Origin of the sequence: Glaciihabitans arcticus (assembly GCF_004310685.1) — a bacterium.
GTDB lineage: Bacteria > Actinomycetota > Actinomycetes > Actinomycetales > Microbacteriaceae > Conyzicola > Conyzicola arctica.
Window position 1 is genome coordinate 1,379,856 of record NZ_SISG01000001.1, and the last position, 24,335, is coordinate 1,404,190.

The 24,335-nt window shown below is 68.5% G+C and carries 24 protein-coding genes; 11 read left to right on the forward strand and 13 right to left on the reverse strand.

Translation table 11 applies throughout. From position 1 onward, the window contains the following. Positions 1-18: 18 nt before the first annotated feature. The 4 genes from EYE40_RS06590 to EYE40_RS06605 are packed head-to-tail and all read right to left on the reverse strand — an operon-like array spanning position 19 to position 3,251. The gene (locus tag EYE40_RS06590) at positions 19-990 is read right to left on the reverse strand and encodes an Fpg/Nei family DNA glycosylase (RefSeq protein ID WP_130981206.1); all 972 of its coding nucleotides are present in this window, start codon (positions 988-990) and stop codon (positions 19-21) included. Continuing rightward, a complete protein-coding gene (locus EYE40_RS06595; protein ID WP_130981207.1) occupies positions 990-1,475 on the reverse strand; it encodes a ribose-5-phosphate isomerase in 486 nt (161 codons plus the stop codon). The genes EYE40_RS06590 and EYE40_RS06595 overlap by 1 nt, the downstream gene beginning before the upstream one ends. Before the next feature lie 31 nt (positions 1,476-1,506). After that, entirely contained in the window at positions 1,507-1,836 is a 330-nt protein-coding gene (locus EYE40_RS06600; protein WP_130981208.1) for a cupin domain-containing protein, read from the reverse strand. Then, entirely contained in the window at positions 1,833-3,251 is a 1,419-nt protein-coding gene (locus EYE40_RS06605) for an NAD(P)/FAD-dependent oxidoreductase (protein WP_130981209.1), read from the reverse strand. Before EYE40_RS06605 ends, EYE40_RS06600 begins: the two co-directional genes overlap by 4 nt. 85 nt (positions 3,252-3,336) lie before the next feature. Here EYE40_RS06605 and EYE40_RS06610 point away from each other — a divergent pair, with 85 nt between their 5' ends. From EYE40_RS06610 to EYE40_RS06635, 6 genes are all read left to right on the forward strand, one after another. Next, positions 3,337-4,011, forward strand: a complete 675-nt coding sequence (locus tag EYE40_RS06610; protein WP_130981210.1) for a hypothetical protein — start codon at positions 3,337-3,339, stop codon at positions 4,009-4,011. Between the two features lie 83 nt (positions 4,012-4,094). Then, entirely contained in the window at positions 4,095-6,635 is a 2,541-nt protein-coding gene (gene pepN / locus EYE40_RS06615) for an aminopeptidase N (protein WP_130981211.1), read from the forward strand. Positions 6,636-6,771: 136 nt separating this feature from the next. Next, on the forward strand, positions 6,772-7,698 hold the full coding sequence (locus EYE40_RS06620) for an ABC transporter ATP-binding protein (RefSeq protein WP_130981212.1): 927 nt from the start codon (positions 6,772-6,774) through the stop codon (positions 7,696-7,698). Next, the gene (locus EYE40_RS06625) at positions 7,695-8,528 is read left to right on the forward strand and encodes an ABC transporter permease (RefSeq protein WP_130981213.1); all 834 of its coding nucleotides are present in this window, start codon (positions 7,695-7,697) and stop codon (positions 8,526-8,528) included. The genes EYE40_RS06620 and EYE40_RS06625 overlap by 4 nt, the downstream gene beginning before the upstream one ends. A 19-nt stretch (positions 8,529-8,547) precedes the next feature. Further along, a complete protein-coding gene (locus EYE40_RS06630) occupies positions 8,548-9,840 on the forward strand; it encodes a sensor histidine kinase (protein ID WP_240034739.1) in 1,293 nt (430 codons plus the stop codon). After that, the gene (locus tag EYE40_RS06635) at positions 9,837-10,505 is read left to right on the forward strand and encodes a response regulator transcription factor (protein ID WP_130981214.1); all 669 of its coding nucleotides are present in this window, start codon (positions 9,837-9,839) and stop codon (positions 10,503-10,505) included. Before EYE40_RS06630 ends, EYE40_RS06635 begins: the two co-directional genes overlap by 4 nt. Before the next feature lie 14 nt (positions 10,506-10,519). On the opposite strand, the gene EYE40_RS06640 is transcribed toward EYE40_RS06635, so the two are convergent. Continuing rightward, positions 10,520-10,948, reverse strand: a complete 429-nt coding sequence (locus tag EYE40_RS06640; protein WP_130981215.1) for a hypothetical protein — start codon at positions 10,946-10,948, stop codon at positions 10,520-10,522. 52 nt (positions 10,949-11,000) lie between these two features. Between EYE40_RS06640 and EYE40_RS06645 the strand changes: the two genes are divergently transcribed. The 3 genes from EYE40_RS06645 (at position 11,001) to EYE40_RS06655 (ending at position 13,623) form a co-directional block, all read left to right on the forward strand. Continuing rightward, the gene (locus EYE40_RS06645) at positions 11,001-12,044 is read left to right on the forward strand and encodes a mechanosensitive ion channel family protein (RefSeq protein WP_130981216.1); all 1,044 of its coding nucleotides are present in this window, start codon (positions 11,001-11,003) and stop codon (positions 12,042-12,044) included. A gap of 68 nt (positions 12,045-12,112) precedes the next feature. After that, entirely contained in the window at positions 12,113-12,517 is a 405-nt protein-coding gene (locus EYE40_RS06650; protein WP_420810064.1) for a globin, read from the forward strand. A 26-nt stretch (positions 12,518-12,543) separates the two neighbouring features. Beyond that, on the forward strand, positions 12,544-13,623 hold the full coding sequence (locus tag EYE40_RS06655) for a DUF4190 domain-containing protein (RefSeq protein WP_130981217.1): 1,080 nt from the start codon (positions 12,544-12,546) through the stop codon (positions 13,621-13,623). Between the two features lie 4 nt (positions 13,624-13,627). On the opposite strand, the gene EYE40_RS06660 is transcribed toward EYE40_RS06655, so the two are convergent. From EYE40_RS06660 to hutH, 5 genes are all read right to left on the reverse strand, one after another. Further along, complete coding sequence (locus tag EYE40_RS06660; RefSeq protein WP_130981218.1) at positions 13,628-14,482, reverse strand: SDR family oxidoreductase; 855 nt, start codon at positions 14,480-14,482, stop codon at positions 13,628-13,630. 80 nt (positions 14,483-14,562) lie between these two features. Further along, positions 14,563-15,708, reverse strand: coding sequence for an imidazolonepropionase (hutI, locus tag EYE40_RS06665; RefSeq protein WP_130981219.1), 1,146 nt, complete (start codon positions 15,706-15,708; stop codon positions 14,563-14,565). Then, the gene (locus EYE40_RS06670; RefSeq protein ID WP_130981220.1) at positions 15,705-16,583 is read right to left on the reverse strand and encodes an arginase family protein; all 879 of its coding nucleotides are present in this window, start codon (positions 16,581-16,583) and stop codon (positions 15,705-15,707) included. Before EYE40_RS06670 ends, hutI begins: the two co-directional genes overlap by 4 nt. Continuing rightward, on the reverse strand, positions 16,583-18,265 hold the full coding sequence (hutU, locus tag EYE40_RS06675; RefSeq protein ID WP_130981221.1) for a urocanate hydratase: 1,683 nt from the start codon (positions 18,263-18,265) through the stop codon (positions 16,583-16,585). The genes EYE40_RS06670 and hutU overlap by 1 nt, the downstream gene beginning before the upstream one ends. After that, positions 18,262-19,791 (reverse strand): histidine ammonia-lyase, encoded by a 1,530-nt coding sequence (gene hutH / locus EYE40_RS06680; RefSeq protein WP_130981222.1) that lies wholly within the window; start codon positions 19,789-19,791, stop codon positions 18,262-18,264. Before hutH ends, hutU begins: the two co-directional genes overlap by 4 nt. Positions 19,792-19,863: 72 nt before the next feature. On the opposite strand from hutH, the gene EYE40_RS06685 reads away from it, so the two are divergent. Next, positions 19,864-20,631 (forward strand): IclR family transcriptional regulator, encoded by a 768-nt coding sequence (locus EYE40_RS06685; protein ID WP_130981223.1) that lies wholly within the window; start codon positions 19,864-19,866, stop codon positions 20,629-20,631. Positions 20,632-20,645: 14 nt separating this feature from the next. Then, the gene (locus tag EYE40_RS06690) at positions 20,646-21,632 is read left to right on the forward strand and encodes an asparaginase (RefSeq protein WP_130981224.1); all 987 of its coding nucleotides are present in this window, start codon (positions 20,646-20,648) and stop codon (positions 21,630-21,632) included. A 267-nt stretch (positions 21,633-21,899) separates the two neighbouring features. Here the strand turns inward: EYE40_RS06690 and EYE40_RS06695 are convergent, their stop codons facing one another. Genes EYE40_RS06695 through EYE40_RS06705 form a run of 3 tightly spaced genes read right to left on the reverse strand, consistent with a single transcriptional unit; the run spans position 21,900 to position 24,331 of the window. Continuing rightward, entirely contained in the window at positions 21,900-22,643 is a 744-nt protein-coding gene (locus EYE40_RS06695) for a class I SAM-dependent methyltransferase (RefSeq protein ID WP_130981225.1), read from the reverse strand. Positions 22,644-22,673: 30 nt separating this feature from the next. Next, entirely contained in the window at positions 22,674-23,054 is a 381-nt protein-coding gene (locus tag EYE40_RS06700; RefSeq protein WP_420810065.1) for an FIMAH domain-containing protein, read from the reverse strand. Continuing rightward, positions 23,054-24,331 (reverse strand): serine/threonine-protein kinase, encoded by a 1,278-nt coding sequence (locus EYE40_RS06705; protein WP_240034840.1) that lies wholly within the window; start codon positions 24,329-24,331, stop codon positions 23,054-23,056. The genes EYE40_RS06700 and EYE40_RS06705 overlap by 1 nt, the downstream gene beginning before the upstream one ends. Positions 24,332-24,335: the final 4 nt, after the last annotated feature.

Below are 24,335 nucleotides of genomic sequence, written 5' to 3' on the forward strand. Positions count from 1 at the left end.
ACCCCTACGTCGCGTCGCCTACGTCTGATCGGTCGGGCAGTAGTACAGCTTGCGACCTGCCGCCATCTCCATCACGATCGGGGTGCCGCAGACACGGCAGGGTTTGCCCTCGCGGTGGTAGACCCAGTGCCGGTCGTCGCGGCGGGCCAGCGCCGCCTCGTACTTCTTTTTGCTGAGGCCGTCCATGGTCATCATCTGGCCGAGCTTGACGCCGAGTTTCAGCAGCTTCGTCCAGTCCTTCCAGAGGGCGCGCACGAGCTCCTCGGGCACATCCCTGCCGGGCTTGTGCGGGTCGAGCCGCGCGCGGAAGAGCAGCTCCGCGCGGTAGACGTTGCCGATGCCGGCGACCACGGTCTGGTCCATGAGCAGCAGACCGATGGGGGTGGGCTTCGAGCGCACCCGGTCTACGAAGCGCTGCTCACCCTTCCTGCCACCATCCACAAGCGGATCGGGACCGAGCTTCGCAATAGTCGCCGCGACCTCTTCGGGCTGCAGCACCTCACACGCTGTCGGTCCGCGCAGGTCGGCGCTCGTGGCATCCGTCAGCAGACGCACCCGAACGGCACCCACCGGCTCGGGCGGGAAGGGCGTGGGCTCGCCGACCTTCTCTTGCTCGGCCATGCGCAGCCGGGTCGTGCGGGGTGCGCCGATGCTGGTGTTGGAGGCCTCGGCATCATCGGACAGGACCGTGCCGCGCTGGTTCGTCTGGCCCATGCGTCCATTCGCGGATGCCGTGGTTGCGTCCGCGGTCAGGTCGCCGGCGAAATCCCACGCGCCGTACATGCCGAGGTGAACCTTGAGCCAGATGCGGTGATCGAACTCGAGGAACATCTGCTTGCCGACCGCCTTGGCGTCGGTCATCTCGAGTCCGTCGATCTCCTTCGCGCCGCCCGCGAACCGGCCCTGCGGCGAGGAAGCGTGAACCGTCTTGCCAACGAAGTGCGACTGGAACTGTCGCGCGATGCGATGGACGGAGTGACCTTCGGGCATTAGTCGACCTGCTGCCCCGCGATGGCCCCGGTCGTCTCGTACTCGGCCAGCTGCGCGATGCGTCGCACGTGGCGCTCCTCGCCGGTGAACGGGGTGCTGATGAAGGTGTCGACGAACAGCTTCACCTCGTCGACCGAGTGCTGGCGAGCACCGATGGAGATGACGTTGGCATTGTTGTGGTCGCGCGCGAGTTCGGCGGTAGAAACGTTCCAGACGAGGGCCGCACGCGCGCCGGTCACTTTGTTCGCGGCGATCTGCTCACCGTTGCCGGAGCCGCCGAACACGAGTCCGAGTGCCTCGACGCCCGCCTCCTGGTCGCGCACAGTCGCACTGGCGGCATTGATGCAGAAGCTCGGGTAGTCGTCGAGCGGGTCGTAGCTGGAGGGACCGTGGTCGATGACCTGGTGTCCCTGCGCGGTGAGGTGCGCTTGCAGATCCTGGCTGAACTCGAGGCCAGCGTGGTCGGTCGCGATGTGGATGCGCATGATCCCAGTCTAGGGACGACCGCTGACGCGATCAGCCCGTGACGTAGACCTTGCGCAGAGTCTCGGTGACCGTCCAGACGGTGCGGGAGCCGGCATCCAGACGGCCGGTGGATCCGGGGCCGAGGGTCCAGAACGCACCATCCGCGAAAGCCACGGTCGCGACCCCGAAGAGCACAACAAAGAGCTCGTCCTCCTCGACGTCGCTCATCGCGCCCGGAGTCATCTCCCAGACGCCGTACTCGGCGTCGGCCAGCGTTCCGAGGGCAACCGAACCGGTCGAGGGCTCCCCCGCAACAACCTGCTCGGCGGGCACGGGGTCGTGAGCGAGGGAGACGGCCTGCGCCGCCACGAGGTCGATCACGAGTCGAAACCGAGGCCCGCGGCATTCAGCGTCTTGAGAAGCAGGTTGCGCTTGCCGCGGTTGTGGTCGGCCGCATTGAGGGCGGCGCGGGTGGCCTGTACGCCGAGGAACGCGGCAGGCTCGGGCGGGAAGGGCGGCGGAACCCTGCGCACCATCTCGAGGGACGTGCGCTCGGTGTCGAGGCCACCGAGCCGGTCGAGCATGACATTCGCGGCGAAGCGGGTCGCCGCGACGCCCAGCCCGGTGTAGCCGGCGGCGTAGGCGACGCGACCCTGCCGGGCGAGGCCGAAGAAGGCGGTGAAGCGGGTCGAAGTGTCGATCACGCCGCCCCAGCGGTGGCTGAAGCGCACGCCCTCGAGCTGCGGGAAGGTCGTGAAGAAGTGGTTGGCGAGCTTCTCGTAGCTCGCCGGGCGGTCCTCGTACTCGGGCTTGATGTCGCCGCCGTAGTGGTAGATCGCGTCGTAACCACCCCAGAGGATGCGGTTGTCGGCGGTCAGCCGGTAGTAGTGGAACTGATTGGCGAGATCGGCAATGCCCTGCCGGCCCTCCCAGCCGATGCTCGCGAGCTGCTCGGCGGTGAGCGGCTCCGTCATCAGCACGTAGTCGTAGACCGGCACGGTGTGCAGCTTGTAGCGCTTGAGGATCGACGGGAACGCGTTCGTCGCGAGCGCCACCTTCGACGCCCAGGCCGAACCGTGCCGGGTCTCGACGACGACCGTTGTGCCCTCGGTGCGGGTGTCGATTCCGCGCACGGGCGAGTGCTCGAAGATTTCGACGCCGGCCTCTGCACAGGCCTTCGCGAGCTCGGCGACGAGCTTGCCCGGGTGGATCATCGCCGTGGCCCGCGTGCTCCACAGCCCCGCAAGGTAGGTCGGCGAGTTGACCTGCGCGCGCACGGCCGCCTCGTCGAGGTAGAGATCCACGTCGCTCGTCGACGACTCCAGCTCCCGCACCTGATACTTCTCGGTCGCGACCGAGAGGGTTCCGGTTCGCTCGAAGTCGACCTTCCAGCCGCGCTTCGCGACGGTCGCCTCGATCTCGTCGAGGTTTTCCAACCCCATGCGGTCGAGGGTCTCGAGTTCCTTCGGCCAGCGCCGCTGCCCGTTGTTCTCACCGTGGGTGAGGCTCGCCTCGCAGAAGCCGCCGTTGCGACCGGATGCCGCCCAGCCCACCGTGTTCGCCTCGAGGATCGCCACCCGCAGATCCGGGTCGCGCTCTTTGGCGAGCAGCGCCGTCCACAGCCCGGTGTACCCGCCGCCGACGACCACGAGGTCGAACTTCTCCTCGCTCTCGAGGCGTGGCCAGTTCGGGATGTCGAGGCTCTCCATCCAGAAGGGCGCGAGCTCGCTGGACGCGAGTGCGGACGTGATGAGTGCGGGGTTGGGATGTGAGCGGTCGAAAACCGTGGATGCCATGCCGCAAGCGTACCGATTTGTAGTCTGGCCCTCAGGCGGAGAGAAGCGCACAATGAGGTGAACGAACTGTCCAGTGGAGGCCGCCATGCGCCATTTCTCCCCCGTTCCCGATTCCGTGCCCGTTCTGAGCCGCGGACGCCATCGATCCGCCCGCGGCGGTGCCTGCTTCATGGAGTTCGCGTCGTACCTCGCCGGCGAACGCTGGAGCGACCACCCGACCTGCACACACCCCGCCCTTGCCTCCCTCGCGCGCGCGGTGAACGACACAACGACCGATGCCGGGCGGTCGGCACTCGCGCCGATGATCCCCTCGGTCGTGGGCCTGAACGGAGGCGACCCACGCATCGCGCTGATTGTCTGCACCCTCGCGGCCACCGCAGCCCTTCCCATCGCGGCGGAGAGTCGACAGCGCGCCCTCGCTGCTGGACTCGTGCGGTGCGAGATGGGCGCGGCGAGCGCCGAAGGAGCGGTCGGGGTGCGGTTGCGCCGCGACATCCGCTCGGCTCTCGAATCGGCGCCGGGCGCGGAGAAGTGGGCTCGAGAGTTCACCGCCGACGTGGGCGGCTCGATCGGCGGCCTGGACGCGAGGTCCTTCGACCTGCTGCTCGGCCTCGCGGTCACCGGTATCGCCGAGGCGTGCATCACCGACCCCGACGCCGTGCTGCGCCAGCTGCTCGCCGACGCCATCGAGGAGACAATTGCGCTGCTGCGGGCGCCGGTCGTGTACGAAGTCGGCAACCGCGCCGTGTTCGTCGCCTGACGCGGGAGTCCAACTACAGTTGATTGCTGTGCCGTCGTCGATCACGGCAGCGCCCAGTCAAAGCCCCAACAAAGGAGTGCCGCGTGCCCGGAGAGAACCTGACTAGAGTCGAAGCCCAGGAGCGCGCAGCGCTCGTCGACGTGCAGAGCTACGAGATCGATCTCGACCTCACGACGGGGCCGGAGATCTTCCGCAGCAGCACCACGGTGCGGTTCACGGCGAAAGCCGGGGCGTCGACGTTCATCGATGCGCTCACCCGCACCGTGCACTCGGTCACCCTCAACGGCACCGCACTCGACGCGGCGAGCGTGAGTGACGGAGTTCGCATCCAGCTCGACGACCTGGCCGAGGAGAACGTGCTCGAGGTCGTCGCCGACGCCGAGTACACGAACTCGGGCGAGGGACTTCACCGATTCGTCGACCCGGTCGACAACGAGGTGTACCTGTACACGCAGTTCGAGGTGCCCGACTCGCGTCGCGTCTTCGCCGTGTTCGAGCAGCCCGACCTCAAGGCCACGTTCCAGTTCACGGTCACCGCGCCCGCAGCGTGGGAGGTCGTGAGCAACCAGACGACGCCGGAGCCCGTCGTGAACGGCGAAAACGGTACCTGGACGTTCGCGCCCACCCCGATCCTGTCGAGCTACGTCACGGCGCTCATCATGGGACCGTACGCGGTTGTGCGCGACCAGCTCACGTCGAGCGACGGCCGCGTCATCCCGCTCGGACTGTTCGCTCGCAAGTCGCTCAGCCAGTTCCTCGACTCCGACTACATCTTCGAGAAGACCCGCCAGGGCTTCGAGTACTACGAGGCGAAGTTCGACTACGCCTACCCGTTCGAGAAGTACGACCAGCTGTTCGTGCCCGAGTTCAACGCGGGCGCGATGGAGAACGCCGGCGCGATCACCTTCACTGAGACCTACGTGTTCCGCTCGAAGGTGACCGACGCCATCAAGGAGCGTCGCGTCGTCACGATCCTGCACGAGCTCGCGCACATGTGGTTCGGCGACCTCGTCACCATGAAGTGGTGGAACGACCTGTGGCTGAACGAGTCGTTCGCCGAGTGGGCGTCGACCATCGCGACCGCAGAGGCCACCGAGTGGACCGAGGCGTGGACCACGTTCCAGGCCATGGAGAAGAGCTGGGCCTACCGCCAGGACCAGCTGCCCTCGACCCACCCCGTCGTCGCGACCATCAACGACCTCGAAGACGTGCAGGTCAACTTCGACGGCATCACCTACGCCAAGGGCGGTTCGGTGCTCAAGCAACTCGTCGCCTGGGTGGGCATCGACGCGTTCTTCGCCGGTGTCGCCGCGTACTTCAAGAAGCACGCGTACGGTAACACCGAGCTGAGCGACCTGCTGCGCGAACTCGAGATCACGAGTGGACGCCAGCTCGGCGAGTGGTCGAAGCTCTGGCTCGAGACCGCTGGCGTGAACACTCTGCGCCCCGAGATCGTCACCACGCCCGACGGCACGATCAAGTCGTTCGACGTCGTTCAGACCGCGGCCGTGGACTACCCGACGATCCGCCCGCATCGCCTCGCGATCGGTTTCTATGCGCTTGAGGATGGGCAGCTCGTGCGCAAGCACCGCGTCGAGATCGACGTCGACGGAGAGAGCACCGCGGTCAACGAGCTCATCGGACTCGAGAAGCCCGCGCTCGTGCTGATCAACGACGACGACCTCGCCTACGCAAAGGTGCGTCTCGACGAGGAGTCCCTCGCGGTCGCCATCGAGCACCTCAAGGACATCGAGAATCCGCTCGCCCGTGCCATCGTGTGGGGCTCGGTCTGGGACTCGACGCGCGACGCCGAGACCAAGCCCGCCGACTACGTGCGCCTCGTGCTCGGTAATATCGCGACCGAGACCGAGTCGACGACCATTCGCACGACCCTCACGCAGCTCGGAACGGTGGCCCGGGCCTACGTGGACCCCGCCGAGCGAGCCGCCACCATCGAGCACGTCGGCGACTCGCTTTGGGCCCTCGCCCAGGGCGCTGAAGCCGGATCGGACGCGCAGTTCCAGTTCGTGAAGTTCTTCGCGAACCTGGCCTCGACGCCCGCGCACGTGGAGGCGCTGCAGGGACTGCTCAACGGCAGCTCCGCGCTCGAGGGACTCGAGATCGACACCGACCTGTCGTGGGAGCTGCTCGAGGGTCTCGTGTTGAACGGCGCTGCCGGTAGCGCCGAGATCGACGCGGCACTCGCGAAGGACAACACCGCCAACGGTGCACAGGCGGCCGCCCGTGCCCGCGCGACGGCCCCGACCGAGGAGGCCAAGCTCGCCGCGTTCGCGCTGCTCGTGGACTCCGACGAGCAGCCGAACACTATCGTGCGCCAGACCGCGATGGGGTTCCAGCACACGAACGACCCCGTGTCGCTCGAGGCGGTCGTCGAGAAGTACTTCTCGAGCCTCACCACTATCTGGAAGAACCGCAGCTACCACATCGCCGAGACGCTCATCGTGGGGCTCTATCCCGCGCCGCTCGCCTCTCAGGCACTCGTGGACGCGACCCGCGCATGGCTCGACGCCAACCCCGAGACCCCGGCCCTGCGTCGCCTCGTGACGGAGAACCTCGCAGGTGTCGAGCGCGCGCTGCGTGCCCAGGCGAAGGACGCGAGCTAGCGGTACATCCCGAGTCATTGAGAGCCCGGCACCACTCTGGTGCCGGGCTCTTGTGGTACCCGAGTACGACGCGAGGGCGCAGAAGATGGTGCCGCGGGTCGATGGGGCGGGGCATCCCTTTTTCTAGCCTTGAAGCATGATCACCGCAGAAGGACTCAGCAAGCGTTACGGCGCCAAGACCGCCGTGAACGACATCAGTTTCACCGTTCAGCCGGGGCAGGTGACCGGCTTCCTCGGCCCGAACGGCGCCGGCAAATCGACGACCATGCGTATGGTCGTCGGCCTCGACCGGCCGAGCGCGGGCAGCGTGCTCGTCAACGGCAAGCGCTACGCCGAGCACACCGCACCGCTCCGCGAGGTCGGCGCCCTGCTCGACGCGAAGGCCGTGCACACGGGTCGCTCCGCCTACAACCACCTGCTCGCCATGGGCGCGACCCACGGCATCGGCAAGGCGCGCGTGCGTGAAGTGATCGGGATGACCGGACTCGAGTCCGTCGCCGGCAAACGCGTCGGCGGCTTCTCGCTCGGCATGGGCCAGCGCCTCGGAATCGCGGCAGCGCTGCTCGGGGATCCGGCGACACTCATCCTCGACGAACCGGTCAATGGGCTCGACCCGGACGGCGTGCTGTGGGTGCGCACCCTGGTCAGGTCGCTCGCCGCCGAGGGACGCACCGTGTTCCTCTCCTCGCACCTCATGAGCGAGATGGCTGTCACCGCCGATCACCTCATCGTGCTCGGCCGTGGCTCGATCATCGCGGACGCCCCGATGAAGGACATCCTCGCCGCGGCATCCGGCACCTCGGTGCGCCTGCGCAGCCCGCAGGCCGCAGCCCTCGCCCAGGCGCTCGCCGCTCCCGACGTGACCGTCGCGTCCGCCGAGAGCGACCAGCTGACCATCACCGGCCTGAGCGCTGCGCAGGTCGGCGAGACCGCCGCCCGTGCAGGCATCGTGCTGCACGAGCTCACTCCCGGCAACGCCTCCCTCGAAGAGGCCTACATGGAACTCACCCGCGACGACGTCGAATACTCGACCGGCGCCCTCACCCAGGAGGTAGCTCGATGAGCACCGCAACCATCACCGCCCCGCCCGTGCCCGCCCGAACCAGTTCGGGCTCAGGCCTGAGCGCGCCGGGCGTCATCCGGTCTGAATGGATCAAACTGCGCTCCCTGCGCTCGACCATCTGGTCGTACGCGATCGTGGTCATCGTGTCGCTCGGGATGGCGTTCCTGCTCTCGAGCACCCTCGGAAACAGCGACTTCGGACCCCTGATTGACTCCCCCGAGCGCACCCTGCTGCAGGCCGCGACCTTCGGCACCACGTTCGGCGTGCTCGTCGTCGCGGTGCTCGGTGTGCTGGTCATCAGCGGCGAGTACACGACCGGCATGGCCCGCTCGACGTTCACGGCCGTGCCGAAGCGCCTCGGCGCCCTTGCCGCGAAGGCCGTTGTGCTCTTCGTGTCGACCTTCGTGGTGGGGCTCATCAGCTCGGTCGCGTCCGGCGCTCTCGCCTTCTTCGTGCTGGCCTCGAACGGCGTGCACCCGGAGATCACCGGCGAGGTCGTCACGGGCGTGCTGCTCGCCTCGCTGTATCTCGCCGCGGTGTCCCTGTTCGCGCTCGGCCTCGGCACGATCCTGCGCTCGAGTGCGGGTGGCATCGCCGCGGCGCTCGGTGTGCTGCTCCTGCTGCCGACCATCCTCATGGTGTTCGCGAGCGTCACGCAGGCCGAGTGGGCGGCGAACCTCATCCCGTACCTGCTCGTCAATGCCGGCGAGGCCATGATCCTGCCGAGCGCCGACGGACTGGCGCTGTGGGAGTCGGCGCTCACCGTCGGGTTGTGGGCGGCTGTGCCGCTGGCTATCGGGGCCGTGCTTCTCAAGCGCCGCGACGTCTAGCAGCGTGTAGCGTTCCAACGTGACTTCACCCCCGGGTTCCCTCGACTGGCCAGCGCCGGACGAGGGAACCCGTTTGTCCGAGGCCGACCTGCGCATGCCGCGCACGCCCGGTGTGATCCGCAGGTTCTGGGCCCGGCACCCGCGCCTCACCGACTCACTCATTGCGATCGGGTACTGGCTCGGGGCGATCGGACTGACCCTGCTCACCGCTGCGGTCCCTCGCTCTGAGGTGACGCCCAAGCCGATCCCCATGGTCATCGCCGGGCTCGTGGTGCTGACCATCGCCGCCGGAGCGCTGCTGTTCCGTCGCTCCCGGCCATGGATTCCCGTCTTCGCCGCGTGGGCGGGCACACTTGCGGCGGCTCCGCTCATCGGCTTCTCCGACCTCGCGCTCATCCCGATCGCCGTCTACGGACTCGCCATCTACCGGTCGGCGCGTGCCGCCTGGATCGCCTACGCCGCCTCAGTGCCGATCTCCACGATCGCGTACCTCCTGTCGTCGCCGACCGACAACACGGACACCGGCATCGTCGGGATGACGCTCGACGGCGGCGTGCCTGCCGCGGTCTTCCTGCTGATCGTTGTGCTGGTCGCCATCAACATCGGCAACCGCAGGCGTTACGTGACCGCCCTGATCGACCGGGCCGCCCGGTTGGAACGTGAACGCGAACAGCTCGCTCGACTCGCCGCCCTCGACGAGCGCAGCCGTATCGCCCGGGAGATGCACGACATCGTCTCGCACAGCCTCACCGTGATGGTCACGCTGGCCGAAGGCTCCGCCGCGATCGCGCCCGAGGATGCGGAGCGCGCTCGTGACGGGATGCGCCGGGTCGCCGAGACGGGACGATCCGCCCTGACCGACATGCGCCGGATGCTCGGCGTTCTGAACGAGAACGAGGTGGCGGAACTCGCACCCCAGCCCGGCGTCGTCGACCTGCACGAACTCGTCGAAGGCTTCCGCACTGCCGGACTCCCGGTGCGATTCGTCTCCCGCGGACAGGAGCCAGGGGATCCCGCCCTGCAGCTCGCCGTGTACCGCATCGTGCAGGAGTCACTCACGAACGTGCTCAAACACGCGCTCGGCCCGGCGGACGTCGAGGTCGACGTGCGGTTCCGACGCGGCTCGACGTCGATCGTCGTCACGGATGACGGCGCACCCTCCACGGAGCCCATCGGCACTGGCGGGCACGGCACCGTCGGCATGCGCGAACGGGTGGCCGTGTACGGCGGCACGCTCGAGAGCGCACCCTGCCCGACCCGCGGCTGGCGCCTCGCCGCCACCCTCAATCACGACAGGAGCGGAGACGCATGAGTCAGAGCGAAGCGGGGGCGCGGGACATCCGGGTTCTCATCGTCGACGACCAGACGCTCGTGCGCATGGGCTTCCGGATGCTGCTCGATGCCGAGCCCGGCATCGAGGTGATCGCCGAAGCCGCCGATGGTGCGGAGGCAGTGCGTATCGCCTCAGCGCAGAAGCCGGACGTGGTGCTTATGGACGTGCGGATGCCCGGGCTCGACGGCATCGCGGCGACGGCCGAGATCCTGCGCCTGTCGCCGGGCACGCGCGTGCTGATCCTCACCACCTTCGACCTGGACGAGTACGCCTTCGGCGGGCTGCGCGCGGGGGCGAGCGGATTCCTGCTCAAGGACACTCGACCGACCGAGCTGCTCGCGGCGGTGCGGGCGGTTGCGGCAGGCGAGGCGGCGATCTCGCCCCGCGTCACCCGGCGCATGCTCGACCTGTTCGGCGCGCGGATGCCCGCACCGCAGGGCGGACCGCTCGAGACGCTCACACCGCGCGAGCACGAGATCCTGCTGGCGATCGGCGAGGGGCTCAGCAACGGCGAGATCGGGGAGCGCTTTGTGCTCAGCGAGTCGACCGTCAAGACGCACGTCGGGCGGGTTTTGATGAAACTCGAGCTGCGTGACCGTGTGCAGGCGGTCATCTTCGCGTTCGAGCACGGCCTCGTCGGCTGATCCAGCCCGCTTCGCTAGTTGGCGGAGCAGGCTCCGAGGCCCTCGAGGGTGAGGGACCCGTCCGTCGCGCTGAAGGTGAGCGCAGTGCCATCCGGAGTCGTCGCCTCGAGGGTGCGGATCGGGTTCGTCGCAGGTTTGGGAAGCTCGCGGGGCTCGTAGCCGAGGTCGGTCCAGGCCTCGAGCACAAGCTCGAACTTCTCGTCGCCGTCGACCGGCTCCTGCGTGAAGCGGTACTCGCCGGCCTGGGTACCGCGCAAGGTCAGGGTGTGGCTGCACTCGCGCGAGCCGAGCGCCGATGCCGACCACTCGCCGCCGACCAGTTGCTCGACCGAATCGAGCTGCTCGGCGAGGTGCGCACTCGCCTCGGCCTCGCTCGGCACGGCTGCGCAGCCCGTGAGAAGTGCGACAGCAGCAATCGAGAGGATGACGCTGCGCGAACTCATGCACCCATCCTTTCAGGTCGCGACGCGGGCCCCTCGCTAGAATTGGCAGGATATGGAAACCTTCACCTGGCCGGCCTACATGAAGGGCTTCGTCGCCTTCTTCGAGGCTTTCGAGACCCCGCTGACGGTGCTCATCATCATCATTGTCGCCGTGATCGTACGGATCGTGCTGCAGTTCGCGATCCGCCGCGTCGTCAACCGCGTTGTCTCGGGCGTCAAGAAGAAACAGAATGTCGACGACACCCAAGCGCTCTTCTCCTCCCCGCTCGCCGCGGTACGGGTCGTGCAGCGCACTCGCTCGCTCGGCACCGTGCTCAGTAACGTCGTGACCACGGCGGTCGTCGTGGTGGCCATCGTGGCCATCATCGGCAAGGTGCTGCCTGAGGCGACCGGAGCCTTCGCACTCATGACCGGTGCTCTCGGCGCCGGACTCGGATTCGGCGCGCAGAACATCATTAAGGACATCCTCAACGGGTTGTTTATGGTCGTCGAAGACCAGCTCGGCGTCGGAGACGTCGTCGACCTCGGTCCCGCGACGGGTGTGGTCGAGGCGGTCGGCATCCGCATCACGCAGGTGCGCGACGTCAACGGAACCCTCTGGTTCGTGCGCAACGGCGAGATTCTGCGCGTCGGCAACATGTCGCAGGGCTGGTCGCGCGTCATCATCGACCTCGCGGTGCCCTACGAATCCGACGTCGAGGCGGTGCAGGAGCGCATCCTCGCCACCGCACAGGGTCTCTCCACCGACGCCAAGTGGCGCTCGCGCATCCTCGAGAAGCCGGAGATCTGGGGCATCGAGTCGATCTCGGCGGAGGCCGTCGTCATCCGCCTGGTGATCAAGACCCGCCCGAACAACAAGGACGACGTCGCCCGCGAGCTGCGCGCTCGCCTCAAGCGCGGCCTCGACGAGATGGGCGTGCGGCTTCCGGCGCTCAACAGCATCGTTCTGAGCGGCTTCGAGGGAGCGGCGTCCGTCAAGGGCGCACGCCCGCCGAAGACCGCGCAGATTCCGGTGTCGACCGAGCTGCCGAAGCGTGCGGGCAAGCGCCCCACGGAACCGCGGTCGATCCAGCTACCCCCGAAGGATACGAAGTGACCGACCCGAAGATCGTGCCCAACAACGTTCCCGTCAAGGACAACTCGCCGAACCCGGTGACCCTGCGTGTGAGCCAGGGCGGGGAGTCGGTGCAGGGCAACTTCTGGGAGCAGGTCGGCGGCCGACCCACCTTCGAGAAGCTCGTGCGCAAGTTCTACGAGGGCGTCGCCACCGACCCGGTGCTACTGCCGATGTACCCGGAGCAGCCCGACCTCGAGGGCGCCATCCAGCGACTGACCGGCTTTCTCGAACAGTACTGGGGCGGCCCCGGCACCTACAGCGAGGAACGCGGCCACCCGCGACTGCGCCAGCGACACTTTCCGTTCACGGTCAACCCCGATGCCCGCGATCGCTGGCTCGCCCACATGCGCGTGGCCCTCGACAGCCTCGAGCTCTCCCCGCTGCACGACACGACCATGTGGGGGTACCTCGAGCGTGCCGCTCATGCGATGGTTAACACCTTCGACGAATAGTCACTAACAACGGAAGAGAACTCGCCATGACTGACGACACCAACGACGGCGTGCCGCCCGTTCCTCCCGTTCCGCCGACGCCCGATTCCGGCGCTCCCGATGCTGCAGTTCCGGATGCGGCCGTGCCGCCCGTCACCCCACCCGTTGCCCCGCCAGCCGGCCCTCCCGCCGGCGCGTACGCACCGCCCGCGGCGAATCCGTATGCGACCGGTCCTTCCGCTCCAGGACCGTACTCCCCCGGACCGGCCGCGCCGAGCCCGTACCAGGCCTATTCCCCGGCCAAACCGGGGGCAGGAGTGCTCGCCATTCTCGCCCTCGTGATCGGAATCCTCGCATTCCTCTTCGGTCTCGTGCCCTTCGTGGGTGCGGTATTCGCGATCGCGGGTATCGTGCTCGGCAGTCTTGCGTTGCGCAAGCCGGGTGGCAAGGGGCTGAGCATCACCGGACTCTCGCTGGCGATCCTCGCGCTGCTGACCAACATCCTGATCATCGTCGTGTGGTTCGTCATCATCCCGCAGGCAGAGTCGGCGCCCCCGTTCGGCCCCGATGACAGCCAGTTCGAAGTACCCGGCGACGAGCAGGCGGGCGGCGAACTCACCCTCTTGCCCGTGGAGACCCCGTGCTTCACCTTCGACGGGCCGTCCAGCTATCTCAACAACATCTCCACCGATGACGCCGCGCTGTGCGCGACCCAGCTCGAGCTGTGGGGCGAGCTGGAGAACGGCGAGTTCGTGAACACCGGTGTCGGGGCGATCTACGGTTCCGTCTATGTCGAACCGATCCGCGCGGAGACCACCGAGTCGTGGAGCACCGACGGTTCCGTCGACGGAGCAGTCGAGTACCTGGAAGAGAACTACTTTCCCGACTTCGGAACCGTGACCAGCCTGCGCGAACCCGTGCGCCTGGGGGGAGAGCCCGCCAACCTCAGCCGCTTCGACAGCGACTCGGCCGACACGGTCACCCGCGCGGCGATCGTCTCGTACTCGCCCAGCGCCTACCCGACAGCGAACGGCGACGTGCAGTTCTTCCTCGTCTCCGTCACCACGGTCGAGGACAACGGCGATGCGATCATCGACGCCATCCTCGACTCGTGGCAGTGGAAGTAACCGACTAGACGGCGGCGGCGAGGCCCTCGACGAGCGGTGTCGTCGGGCGGCCGATGAGTCGCGCCAGGTCACCGGGGGTTTGTCCGAGCACACCGTCGCGGATGTTCTGGTCGAGCCCGACGATGAAGCCGATCGTGCCGGCGTCGAGGCCCGCCGTAGCCAGTTCTGCGCTGTGCTCGTCGGCGGTGAGCGGTCGATAGACGACGGGAGTGCCGGCGATACGCGCGATGGTCGCCGCAAGCTCCGCGAAGTCCCACGCGGTGTCGCCGGAGAGTTCGTAGACCCTGCCAATGTGGCCGGGCTCGCTCAGCACGACGGCAGCGGCCTCGGCGTAGTCCTTGCGGCTCGCACTCGACACACGTCCATCGCCCACGCTCGCGACCACCTCGCCGGTCTGCACCGCCGTCTCGTAGACGCGGGTGTAGTTCTCGGAGTACCAGCCGTTGCGCAGGATCGTGGCCGGGATGCCGGACGCCTCGATGGCCTCCTCAGTGGCCTTGTGCTCTGGGGCCAAAATCAGCGCCGACTCGCGCGCGTCCGTCGCGCTCGTGTAGACGATGTGCTCGACGCCTGCGGCCTTCGCGGCCTCGATCACGTTCGTGTGCTCGGCGACACGGCTGCCGGGCACGCTCGACGAGACCAGCAGAAGGTGGTCGACGCCGTCGAGCGCGGCGGCGATCGTGTCCGGCTTTGTGTAGTCCAATTCGACGGTGTGGATGCCGCGTGCCGCCAGTTCAGCGAGAACCTCGGGCCGGCGCGCCCCCGCGACGATCGTGTCGGCGGCGATGCCGCGCTCGAGGAGGGCTTCGATGGCGAGGCGGCCGAGGTGGCCGGAGGCGCCGGTAACGAGGATGGTCATGGGGGTTCCTGTTCTGTCGGGTACTCGGGTCTGTCAGGTACTCCGGGAACAACTCGGTGACGTGTCACCGAATTCCCGCGTTACATCACCCGGTGGATCAGCGGCACACCCGGACGGTAGGCGAGGTGAACATAGGAGGGGGCGTCGAGTAGCACCAGATCCGCGCGGGCGCCGACCCGCAGCACCCCGATATCGTCACGACGGAGCGCACGCGCGCCGCCCGCGGTTGCGCTGTGGAGGGCCTCGGCGGGGGACATCCCGAGATCGCGTACGGCGACGGCAATGCAGAACGGCATGGACGACGTGAAGCTCGAGCCCGGATTGCAGTCGGTCGCGATCGCGACTCGCGCGCCCGCATCGAGCAGGCGGCGCGCGTTCGGGTACGGCTGACGGGTCGAGAACTCGACGCCGGGCAGCAGGGTCGCGACGGTCTCCGAACCCGCGAGGGCGTCGACGTCGGCGTCGCTGAGAAAGGTGCAGTGGTCGACGGATGCCGCGCCGAGCTCAACCGCGAGACGCACGGCGGCGGATTCACCGAGTTGCCCGGCATGCATCCGCGCGCCGAGGCCGTGTGCCATGCCCGCTTCGAGGATCTCGCGCGCCTGGTCCAGGTCGAACGCGCCGGTCTCGCAGAAGACGTCGATCCACTTCGCATACGGCGCGACGGCATCGAGCATCTCGCCGGTGACGAGGGCGACGTAGTCGTCGGGGCGGTCGGCGTACTCGGCCGGCACGACGTGCGCTCCGAGGAAAGTGGTCTCCTCGGTGAGCTCGCGGGCGAGGCGCAGGGCGCGGGTCTCGTCGACGACGGTGAGCCCGTAGCCGCTCTTGATCTCCACGGTGGTCGTTCCCTGCGCACGCATCTCGGCGACGAGTGCGGTGGCGTTGGCGAGCAGCTGCTCGTCGGTCGCGGCGCGGGTCAGCCCGACCGTGCGCCGGATGCCGCCCGCCGCGTACCTCTCGCCCTTCATCCGCGCCTCGAACTCGTCCGTCCGGTCGCCGGCGAAAACGAGGTGACTGTGGCTGTCGACGAAGCCCGGGATGACGCAGCGCCCCGCAGCGTTGATGTGTTCGTCTGCGGCTGGCGCTGTGCTCGAGTCGCCGATCCACGCGATCATGCCGTCCTCGACGACCACCGCGGCGTTGCGCAGCTCTGCCGTGAGCTCGCCCACCTGTGGATCGTTGGTGACCAGCAGTCCGATGTCGTCGATGAGTGTCGTGGTCATGGGCGCGAGCCTAGCCCGGCCGCTGCCTCGAGCACACAGAGTGCGACGAGGCGGATGGTGCGCTGGTCGGGGGTGTCGGCGGTGGCATCCACTTCGGTGAGGTCGATCGACTCGACACTCGGGTGCGCTCCCGCAGCCCGCGCGGCAGCCCGCAACTCGTGGGCGGCGATACCGCCCGGAACCGAAGCGGGGCAGCCCGGAGCGACGGAGCGATCGCAGACGTCCACGTCGAGGTCCACGTGGACGGGTCCACCGGCGGAGCCCGCGATCTCGAGCGCCTCGGCCACTACATCCGCCATGGGGCGGCGGTGCAGCTCATCACGATGGATCACGGTGATCCCGTAGTCGGCGGCGCGCGCCGCGTAGTGCGCCGAATTGGCGAAATCGGCGATGCCGACCTGCACCACGCGGGTGCCTGCGAGCCCGAGTTCGATCAGACGGCGAACCGGGGACCCGTTGCTCACGCCGTCGCGCAGGTCGTGGTGGGCGTCGAGCGTGACGAGCCCGGCGGTGTCCAGCCGGGATCCCCAGGTGCCCAGGGCCGCCGGCACGGTTGCGGCATTGTCCCCGCCGAGCGCCACGACGAGCCGGGATACGGCGGCGGCGTGGGCGACGAGGGCCGTGGCATCCTCTTCGAAACCGTCGGGGGCTGTCGCGTCGCCGAAATCGGCGAACCGCAGGGCGAGCGGGGTGCGGGCGAATTCGCTGTAGTAGCGCAGGGCGTCCCGAACCGCGGTGGGTGTCTTGTCGGCACCCGTCGCCGACAGCGAGGTGCGGAAGGTGGGCAGACCGACGAGGGCGAGGTCGACGGGGTCACCGGTCGGTGCCGGCCAGTCGCCGGAGCGGGGCCAGTGCGGGTCTACGGAGAGCGGCATCAGCTGACCCTGTCGTGAATGGGGCTGTCCTGCCCCGGCCCCTCGGTCATCGGGATGCGAACGCCCAACCGAGAAGCCACCTCGATCGCCTCGTCGTATCCCGCGTCCGCGTGGCGGATCACGCCCATCGCCGGGTCGTTGGAGAGCACCCGGGCGAGCTTCTGCGCGGCGAGCTCGGTGCCGTCGGCGACCGTCACCTGGCCGGCGTGGATGGAGCGGCCGATGCCGACCCCGCCGCCGTGGTGGATCGACACCCAGGTCGCGCCGGAAGCCGTGTTGACGAGGGCGTTGAGCAGCGGCCAGTCGGCGATCGCGTCGGAGCCGTCCTTCATGGCCTCCGTCTCTCGGTAGGGCGAGGCGACGGACCCCGAGTCGAGGTGATCGCGACCGATCACGATGGGCGCGCTGAGCTCGCCCGAGGCGACCATCTCGTTGAACCTGAGCCCCGCGAGGTGACGCTCGCCGCAGCCGAGCCAGCAGATGCGGGCCGGCAGCCCCTGGAAGTGCACACGCTCCCCCGCCATGCGGATCCACTTGGCGAGCTGTATGTTGTCGGGGAACAGCTCGAGGATCGCACGGTCGGTCGCCGCGATGTCTACCGGGTCGCCGCTGAGCGCCGCCCAGCGGAACGGTCCCTTGCCCTCCGAGAACAGCGGGCGAATGTAGGCGGGAACGAAGCCCGGGAACGCGAAGGCATCCGCGTAGCCCGCGGTCAGCGCCTCGGTGCGGATGTTGTTGCCGTAGTCGAAGACCTCGGCACCCGCCTTCTGGAAGCCGACCATCGCCTCCACCTGCTTCGCCATTGAGCGACGGGATGCCTCGATGAAGCCGGGCTCCTCGCGCGCTGCCGCCCATTCCTCGAAGCTGTACTCCACCGGCAGGTAGGCGAGCGGGTCGTGCGCGCTCGTCTGGTCGGTGACGATATCGATCTGTGCGTTCATCGCCAGCAACTCCGGGAAGACGGAGGCGGCATTACCGAGCAGGCCGATCGAGAGGGGCTGTTTCCCGTCGCGCGCCGTGTACGCCAGTTCCAGTGCCTCATCGACGGATGCAGCGATCACGTCGAGATAGCGGTGCTCGAGGCGGCGCTGGATGCGCGAGGCGTCGACATCCACACAAATGGCAACACCGTCATTCATGGTGACGGCGAGCGGCTGCGCGCCACCCATCCCGCCAAGCCCGCCGGTCAGGGTGATCGTGCCGGCGAGGGTTCCGCCGCGCCCGTTCGCGACGGCCGCGAAGGTCTCGTAGGTGCCCTGCAGGATGCCCTGGGTGCCGATGTAGATCCACGAACCGGCCGTCATCTGGCCGTACATCGTGAGGCCCTTCTTCTCCAGGCGGCGGAACTCGTCCCAGTTGGCCCAGTCGCCGACCAGGTTGGAGTTCGCGATGAGCACCCGGGGCGCCCACTCGTGGGTCTGCATGATCCCCACCGGTTTGCCGGATTGCACGAGCAGGGTCTCGTCGTCCTTCAGCGTCTCGAGCGAGCGCACGATCGCGTCGAAGCTCTCCCAGTTGCGGGCCGCCTTGCCGGTACCGCCGTAGACGACGAGCTCGTCGGGGTGCTCCGCGACCTCCGGATCGAGGTTGTTCTGCAGCATGCGCAGCACGGCCTCCTGCTGCCAGCCGAGGGTGTGCAGTTCTGTGCCACGGTGGGCGCGGACGGGTCGGGGACCACTCATGAGATTTCTCCTCCTGCGTTGCGTGCTGCTGCCAATAGGGTGCCGTCGACGACGAGTTCGTGGGCGATCGCGATCTCCGCCGCGAGGTAGCGGTCGGTGCCGGGTCCCTCGACCCGGGTTCTGAGGGCTGCGACGACTCCGGATGCCACGGCTCCAGGCACCACGGGCGCCCGCATGTCCATCGCTCGCGCCGCGGTGAGAAGCTCGATCGCGACGACGCGCGACAGCCCATCGATGGACTTTCGCAGCTTGCGTGCCGCATGCCATCCCATCGACACGTGATCCTCCTGCATCGCGCTCGACGGGATCGAGTCGACGCTCGCCGGCACTGCGAGGCGCTTGAGTTCGCTCACGATGCCGGCCTGGGTGTACTGCGCGATCATGTGACCGGAGTCGACGCCGGGGTCGTCGGCGAGGAACGGGTTCAGCCCGTGGTTTCGGCTCGCGTCGAGGAAGCGGTCGGTGCGGCGCTCGCTGATGCTCGCGAGGTCGGCGACCGCGATCGCGAGGAAGTCGAGCACGTAGCCGACCGGTGCGCCGTGGAAGTTTCCGTTCGACTCGACCCGGCCGTCGATCGTGACCACGGGGTTGTCGATCGCGCTGGCCAGCTCCCGCTCGGCCACCATCGTCGCGTGGGACATCGTGTCGCGCACGGCTCCGTGCACCTGGGGTGCGCAGCGCAGCGAGTAGGCATCCTGAACGCGGGTGAACTCGGTCGGGTGGCTGAGCATGGGCGACTCTTTGAGGATGCTCCGCATGTTCGCAGCACTCGTGGCCTGGCCCGGATGCGGGCGCAGCGCGTGCAGGTCGGCGGCGAACACGGCGTCGGTTCCGGTGAGTCCCTCAACACTCATCGCGGCCGCGAGATCCGCTGTGGCCACGAGGGCCTGCAGGTCCGTGAGCGCGAGCACGAGCATCCCGAGCATGCCGTCTGTGCCGTTGATGAGGGCGAGGCCCTCTTTCTCCTCGAGCACGAGCGGCGTGATGCCGGCGTTTGCGAGCGCTTCACCGGCCGGTGTGAGGATGCCGTTCACCCGCACCTCGCCCTCGCCGAGCGCGGCCAGCGCGCAGTGGGCGAGCGGGGCGAGGTCACCCGAACAGCCGAGGCTGCCGTACTCGCCCACGACCGGCGTGATTCCGGCGTTGAGGATCGCGGCGTAGGTTTCGGCGACGACCGGTCGCACGCCGGTGCGCCCCGTGGCGAGAGTGGAGAGACGCAGCAGCATCAGGGCGCGCACAACCTCGCGCTCGACCTCTGGGCCGGAGCCGGCCGCGTGGCTGCGGATGAGCGACACCTGCAGCTGGGCGCGCAGGGCGACCGGGATCTGCTTGCTCGCGAGCGCGCCGAACCCGGTCGAGACGCCGTAGTGCGGGCGGCTGTCGTTGGCCATCGCCTCGATCACCGCGCGGCTTCGGGCCATCTCCTGCTTCGACTCGGCACCGAGTTCGATGTGGGCGTCCTGTCGCGCGACGGCGACCACCTGTTCGAAGGTCAGCGCCCCGGTTCCGATCGTCACGATTGTCATGACTGTAATTAGAGCGGTTCGAAGGCTCCCATCACCGCTATTCTGTCTGGGATACCAGATGAACGGACGGCCATGACCCAGGTACCCGCCGCGCGCCAGACCCTGCAGGTGATCAAGTACCTCGCGAGCCATGGCGGGCCGGTTCGCGCCTCGACCGTTGCCCGGGACCTCGGACTGCCGCGATCGACGACCTATCATCTGTTGCGGGTACTGCAGGATGAGGGCTTCCTCGTCCACTCTCCGGAGAACCAGGCCTACGCGCTCAGTCCGCTGCTCGCGGAGCTCGGGTCATCGGTGCTCGGGTCGGCCTCGCTCGGCCGGCTCGCCCAGCCCGTGCTCGAGCGGCTCGTCGCGGAGACCGGGCTACAGGTCGTGGCGCACCTCGGGCTGCTCAACCACTCGGATGTCGTCTACGCGTCGAAAGTCGCCGCCTCCCGCGCGCCTGCCGTGGTCACGAGCATCGGCGTGCGCCTGCCCGCCCACCTCACCGCCACCGGTCGCGCGATGCTGGCGGCGCTGCCCGCCGCCCAGGTCGATGCCATCTATCCGGATGCAACGGCCCTCGTCACCCGCAGCGGCCCCGGTCCCACCACTCTCGCCGCCCTCGGCTCGCTGCTCGCCGACACGCGCGACCGCGGCTGGGCGGTAGAGGACGGCGACATCACCCTCGAGTACGCGTCGGTCGCGGCGGCGGTGCTCGACCATAACGGGTATCCGGCGGCGGCCGTGGGGCTCACGTTCCGGGGCGCGGCGATCGACGACCGCGAGTGGAGGGCGCTCGGCCGGGCCACCCGCAACGCGGCCGAGGCGCTCTCGCGGAGGATCCGGGGGAAGGCATAGCTAGGCTTTACCGCATGACCCGCGCCGCGCTGCCCAACATCCGCATGGTGGCGATGGGTGGCACGATTGCGGGGGCCGCGGCATCCAGCACCGACACCACCGGCTACCGTGCCGGAGCAACCGGGGTCGACGACCTGCTCGCGCAGCTACCCGAACTTCACGCGATCGCGCGGGTCGACGGGGAGCAGTTCGCGCAGATCGACTCCTCTGACCTCACCGGCGAGCTGCTGCTCGGACTCGCCCGGCGGGTCACCTCGATTCTCGCCGAGGACGCCGTGGACGGAGTGGTCATCACGCACGGCACGGACACACTCGAGGAGACCGCCTACTTTCTGCACCTGACCGTGCGCTCGGCCAAGCCCATCGTCGTCGTCGGATCGATGCGGCCCGCTACGGCGCTCAGCGCGGACGGACCCATGAACGTGTTCGGCGCGGTCACCGTCGCCGCGTCCCCTGCGGCCGCCGGGCAGGGGGTGCTCGTGGTGATGAACGACGAGATCCACACGGCGCGCGACGTGACCAAGTCGTCGAGCCTGCGCGTCTCCTCGTTCGAGTCGCCGCACGGGCCGCTCGGGGCAGTGATCGCGGGCGTTCCCGTGTTCTACCGCTCGGTGTCGCGGCCGCACACGCTCGCGTCGGAGTTCTCCCTCGCGGGCATCGAGTCACTGCCGACGTCGGCCGTTGTCTACGCGCATTCTGGCCTCGACGCGCGCTTCATCGAGGGACTCGCCGGATACGACGTCATCGTGCACGCCGGCTTCGGCAATGGCACCGTCGCCTCTCGCCTGATCGACGCGCTGGCCGCGACGGGCGCGCTGCTGATCCGCGCGACGCGCACCGGCAGCGGCCAGGTGACGACGATCGGTGCGAGTGCGGATGCCGCGAACTCCTGGATCACCGTCGACGACCAGAATCCCCAGCGCGCCGCCCTGCTCGGCGCGCTCGCCCTCACCGTCACCCGCGATCCCAGCGAGCTGCAGCGCATCTTCCTCAGGTACTGACCCCACCCGGCCGCCCTTCCGCCCAGTACTTCGTTCCCAAATGCAGGATGGAAGCGGTTGCGGCGTCGGAACCGTCCCCGTACATCCGGGAACTGGCGGAAAACGGTCCTGCATGTGGGAACAACAAACCGTCGTCTCGGGGCGGACGATAGCGCGCGCATGAGCACTGACTTCGGGTTCGTCTATGGCGAGTGGCATATCCTCAACCGCACGCTGCGCGACGCTTTGACGGCGGAAAGACTTTCCGCCGCAGCTCGGTGATGGATTTCACACGCCGCTGAGCGTGACCGTCCACTCGGAACCCGGCTCGCCGGGTGTGCCGTCCTGCACATCGAATCCCGTCACGCGCAGGCCCGCCCGCACGGCAAGCTCTTCGAACGACTCGGGAGTGTGCCAGTGGATGAGCCACTCACGGTCGTCGGCCGATCTGACTCCGTCGGCGGTCTTCTCGTAGCGCAGGAGTGTGGTCTGCGTGCGAGAGACCTCATCCCGGATCTGGCTGACGGTCGTCACTCGGAGCTCGGCACCATCGGCGTCGATCGTCTCGTTGATTGCGCCCATGTCGCCGGGCGGTGTGCCGCGGGGAACGAACAGGGGAACGAGTGTGCTGCCGCCCTCAGCGAGATGTGCGCGAATCCGTTCGAGGGACGCCAGCACCGTCTCGTCATCCGGGAGCAGCGTGATGGTTGGGCCGGCAAGGAAGATCGAGCGATAGGAGAACGGCAGGTCGAGTTGCTCCATCCGCTGGCAGAACACGGTCGCATCCAGTCCGCCTTCGCGGGCGAACGAGCGCAGACGAGAGAGCATGTCCTTTGACGAGTCCACCCCGTGGACCTCGTATCCACGGCGCAGCAGTTCGAGCATCGGCTCACCATCCCCGCAACCCAGCTCGAGCGCGGGTTGACCCGACTGGTCGATGAAGGCGGCGTATGGCTCCCAGGACTGCGCACTCGACTTGAGTGCGCCATACAGTTCGGCAACGATGCCCGTGTAGAAGTGCGATGGTTCCATCTTTTTAGTGAATCCAAGGCGTGGGCAGCGCTAGGGCTTACCCGGCTTCTCGGGCTTGCCCGGCTTCTCGGTGCCCTTACCCGGCTTCTCGTTGGTCACGGTCGGCGTCGGCGTCGGTTCGGGCTCCGGGATGAGCGCCTCGAGATCGGCGCGCACCGCGTCGATCGCGGCCTGGATGGTCGCGGCACGCTCCTCGGATACGTCGTTGGCGGCCACAGCGTCATCCAGAGTCGTCTGCAGGGCGTCGAGTTGCTCGATCGCGCCCGTCACGTTGCCGTCGGCAGCGAGGGTCGCCACCTCGACGACGGAGGTCTGCAGCTGGTCGGCGGCCGAGGCGTCCAGCTCGGTGGACTCGGCCGACGCACACCCGGCAAGGGCCAGGACCGCGGCGAGCACGAGGGCGGCGCGCATCACGGGGTCACGCTCTCGAGCAAGCGCTGCAGGGAGGTGCCGAGCTCCCCCTCGTTGACCGGCAGCTCGCGGGTGGTCTGTGGCGCCTCGGTAGCTGGCATCAGACGCGGGATGACGATCGCCGTCAGCACGAGCAGCAGAACCGCGGCGAGTATCGCCCACAGGGCTCGGCGCGGGCGGCGGGTCGGGGTCGGGGTCGGGGTCGGGGTCGGGGTCGACGCAGGGAGCACGCGGGTCGCGGGGGCGGCGAGCACCTCGGTCTGCTGCAGCGCTGCTTTTCCCGCGTCGGCCTCGAGCACACGGGTCGGCTGGTCGACTGACTGCGTCGAGTGATCGAAGGACTGCGTCTGCCGCGCAAGAGCTTCCGTCGGCCGGTTCAGTGCCTCCGTCGGCCGGTCCAGCACGGCCGTCGCTACCAGCGTCGGCACGGCGACCGGGGCGCCTGCGGCGATCCCCCGGGCTGCCACCGAGACGTCGAGGGCGGTGGGCCGGTCGGTGGGCTCGCGGGACGTCATCGCGGTGAGGAGCGCGACCCAGTCCGCGCCGAGCACCGCAGGGATCTCCGGGTCACGACCGAGCCGCGCCGATACCGACTCGGCCATGGAGCCGGCGAACTCGCGACGCCCGGTCAGCGCCTCGAGCACCACAAGCCCCAGCGAGTAGACGTCCGTGGCGGGGGTGATCGTGCGGCCGAGCGCCTGCTCCGGGCTGAGGAAGGCCGCGGTGCCGATGATCGTGCCGGTCGCGGTGATGCCCGTCGAGTCGACGAGTGACGCGATGCCGAAGTCGGCGAGCTTGGCGCGGAACTCCCGGTCCGGCAGCGCCGAATCGGCGAGCAGCACGTTCGCGGGTTTGATGTCGCGGTGAACGATACCGTTCTGGTGCACCACGTGGAGCCCCTCCGCAAGGTCCGCGGTCAGGTGCGCCGCGTCGGCCGAAGAAACGGGCCCGGCTGCGATCCGCTCGCCCAGGTTGGATCCATCAACGAGCTCCATGACGAGGCACAGGTGCTCCTCGTCATCCGTGTCGCTCGCGAGAGGTGCGGCGTCGAACAGGGTCACGAGGGACGAGTGGCTGAGGCTCGCGAGCAGGCGCACCTCATTGCGCTGGCGCTGGGCACCCGCAGTGTCCGCGGCCGTGCCGTCGCCGGAGAGTACCTTGAGCGCGACCAGCCTGCCGAGCGACTCGTCCCGTGCGCGATACACGGAAGCCATACCGCCCACACCGATGAGCGACTCGACGCGATAGCGGTCACCGAAAAGGCTGCCGATCGCCATGCCA

Excerpts from the sequence above, each read along its gene's own strand:
- EYE40_RS06695 (WP_130981225.1), bottom strand. The coding sequence starts at position 22,643 with ATGGAACCATCGCACTTCTACACGGGCATCGTTGCCGAACTGTATGGC.
- EYE40_RS06635 (WP_130981214.1), top strand. The coding sequence starts at position 9,837 with ATGAGTCAGAGCGAAGCGGGGGCGCGGGACATCCGGGTTCTCATCGTC.
- EYE40_RS06690 (WP_130981224.1), top strand. The coding sequence starts at position 20,646 with ATGACCCGCGCCGCGCTGCCCAACATCCGCATGGTGGCGATGGGTGGC.
- EYE40_RS06655 (WP_130981217.1), top strand. The coding sequence starts at position 12,544 with ATGACTGACGACACCAACGACGGCGTGCCGCCCGTTCCTCCCGTTCCG.
- EYE40_RS06700 (WP_420810065.1), bottom strand. The coding sequence starts at position 23,054 with ATGCGCGCCGCCCTCGTGCTCGCCGCGGTCCTGGCCCTTGCCGGGTGT.
- EYE40_RS06685 (WP_130981223.1), top strand. The coding sequence starts at position 19,864 with ATGACCCAGGTACCCGCCGCGCGCCAGACCCTGCAGGTGATCAAGTAC.
- EYE40_RS06590 (WP_130981206.1), bottom strand. The coding sequence starts at position 990 with ATGCCCGAAGGTCACTCCGTCCATCGCATCGCGCGACAGTTCCAGTCG.
- EYE40_RS06645 (WP_130981216.1), top strand. The coding sequence starts at position 11,001 with ATGGAAACCTTCACCTGGCCGGCCTACATGAAGGGCTTCGTCGCCTTC.
- EYE40_RS06595 (WP_130981207.1), bottom strand. The coding sequence starts at position 1,475 with ATGCGCATCCACATCGCGACCGACCACGCTGGCCTCGAGTTCAGCCAG.
- EYE40_RS06625 (WP_130981213.1), top strand. The coding sequence starts at position 7,695 with ATGAGCACCGCAACCATCACCGCCCCGCCCGTGCCCGCCCGAACCAGT.
- EYE40_RS06660 (WP_130981218.1), bottom strand. The coding sequence starts at position 14,482 with ATGACCATCCTCGTTACCGGCGCCTCCGGCCACCTCGGCCGCCTCGCC.
- hutI (WP_130981219.1), bottom strand. The coding sequence starts at position 15,708 with ATGACCACGACACTCATCGACGACATCGGACTGCTGGTCACCAACGAT.
- EYE40_RS06605 (WP_130981209.1), bottom strand. The coding sequence starts at position 3,251 with ATGGCATCCACGGTTTTCGACCGCTCACATCCCAACCCCGCACTCATC.
- EYE40_RS06670 (WP_130981220.1), bottom strand. The coding sequence starts at position 16,583 with ATGCCGCTCTCCGTAGACCCGCACTGGCCCCGCTCCGGCGACTGGCCG.
- EYE40_RS06620 (WP_130981212.1), top strand. The coding sequence starts at position 6,772 with ATGATCACCGCAGAAGGACTCAGCAAGCGTTACGGCGCCAAGACCGCC.
- hutU (WP_130981221.1), bottom strand. The coding sequence starts at position 18,265 with ATGAGTGGTCCCCGACCCGTCCGCGCCCACCGTGGCACAGAACTGCAC.
- EYE40_RS06610 (WP_130981210.1), top strand. The coding sequence starts at position 3,337 with ATGCGCCATTTCTCCCCCGTTCCCGATTCCGTGCCCGTTCTGAGCCGC.
- hutH (WP_130981222.1), bottom strand. The coding sequence starts at position 19,791 with ATGACAATCGTGACGATCGGAACCGGGGCGCTGACCTTCGAACAGGTG.
- EYE40_RS06640 (WP_130981215.1), bottom strand. The coding sequence starts at position 10,948 with ATGAGTTCGCGCAGCGTCATCCTCTCGATTGCTGCTGTCGCACTTCTC.
- EYE40_RS06705 (WP_240034840.1), bottom strand. The coding sequence starts at position 24,331 with ATGGCGATCGGCAGCCTTTTCGGTGACCGCTATCGCGTCGAGTCGCTC.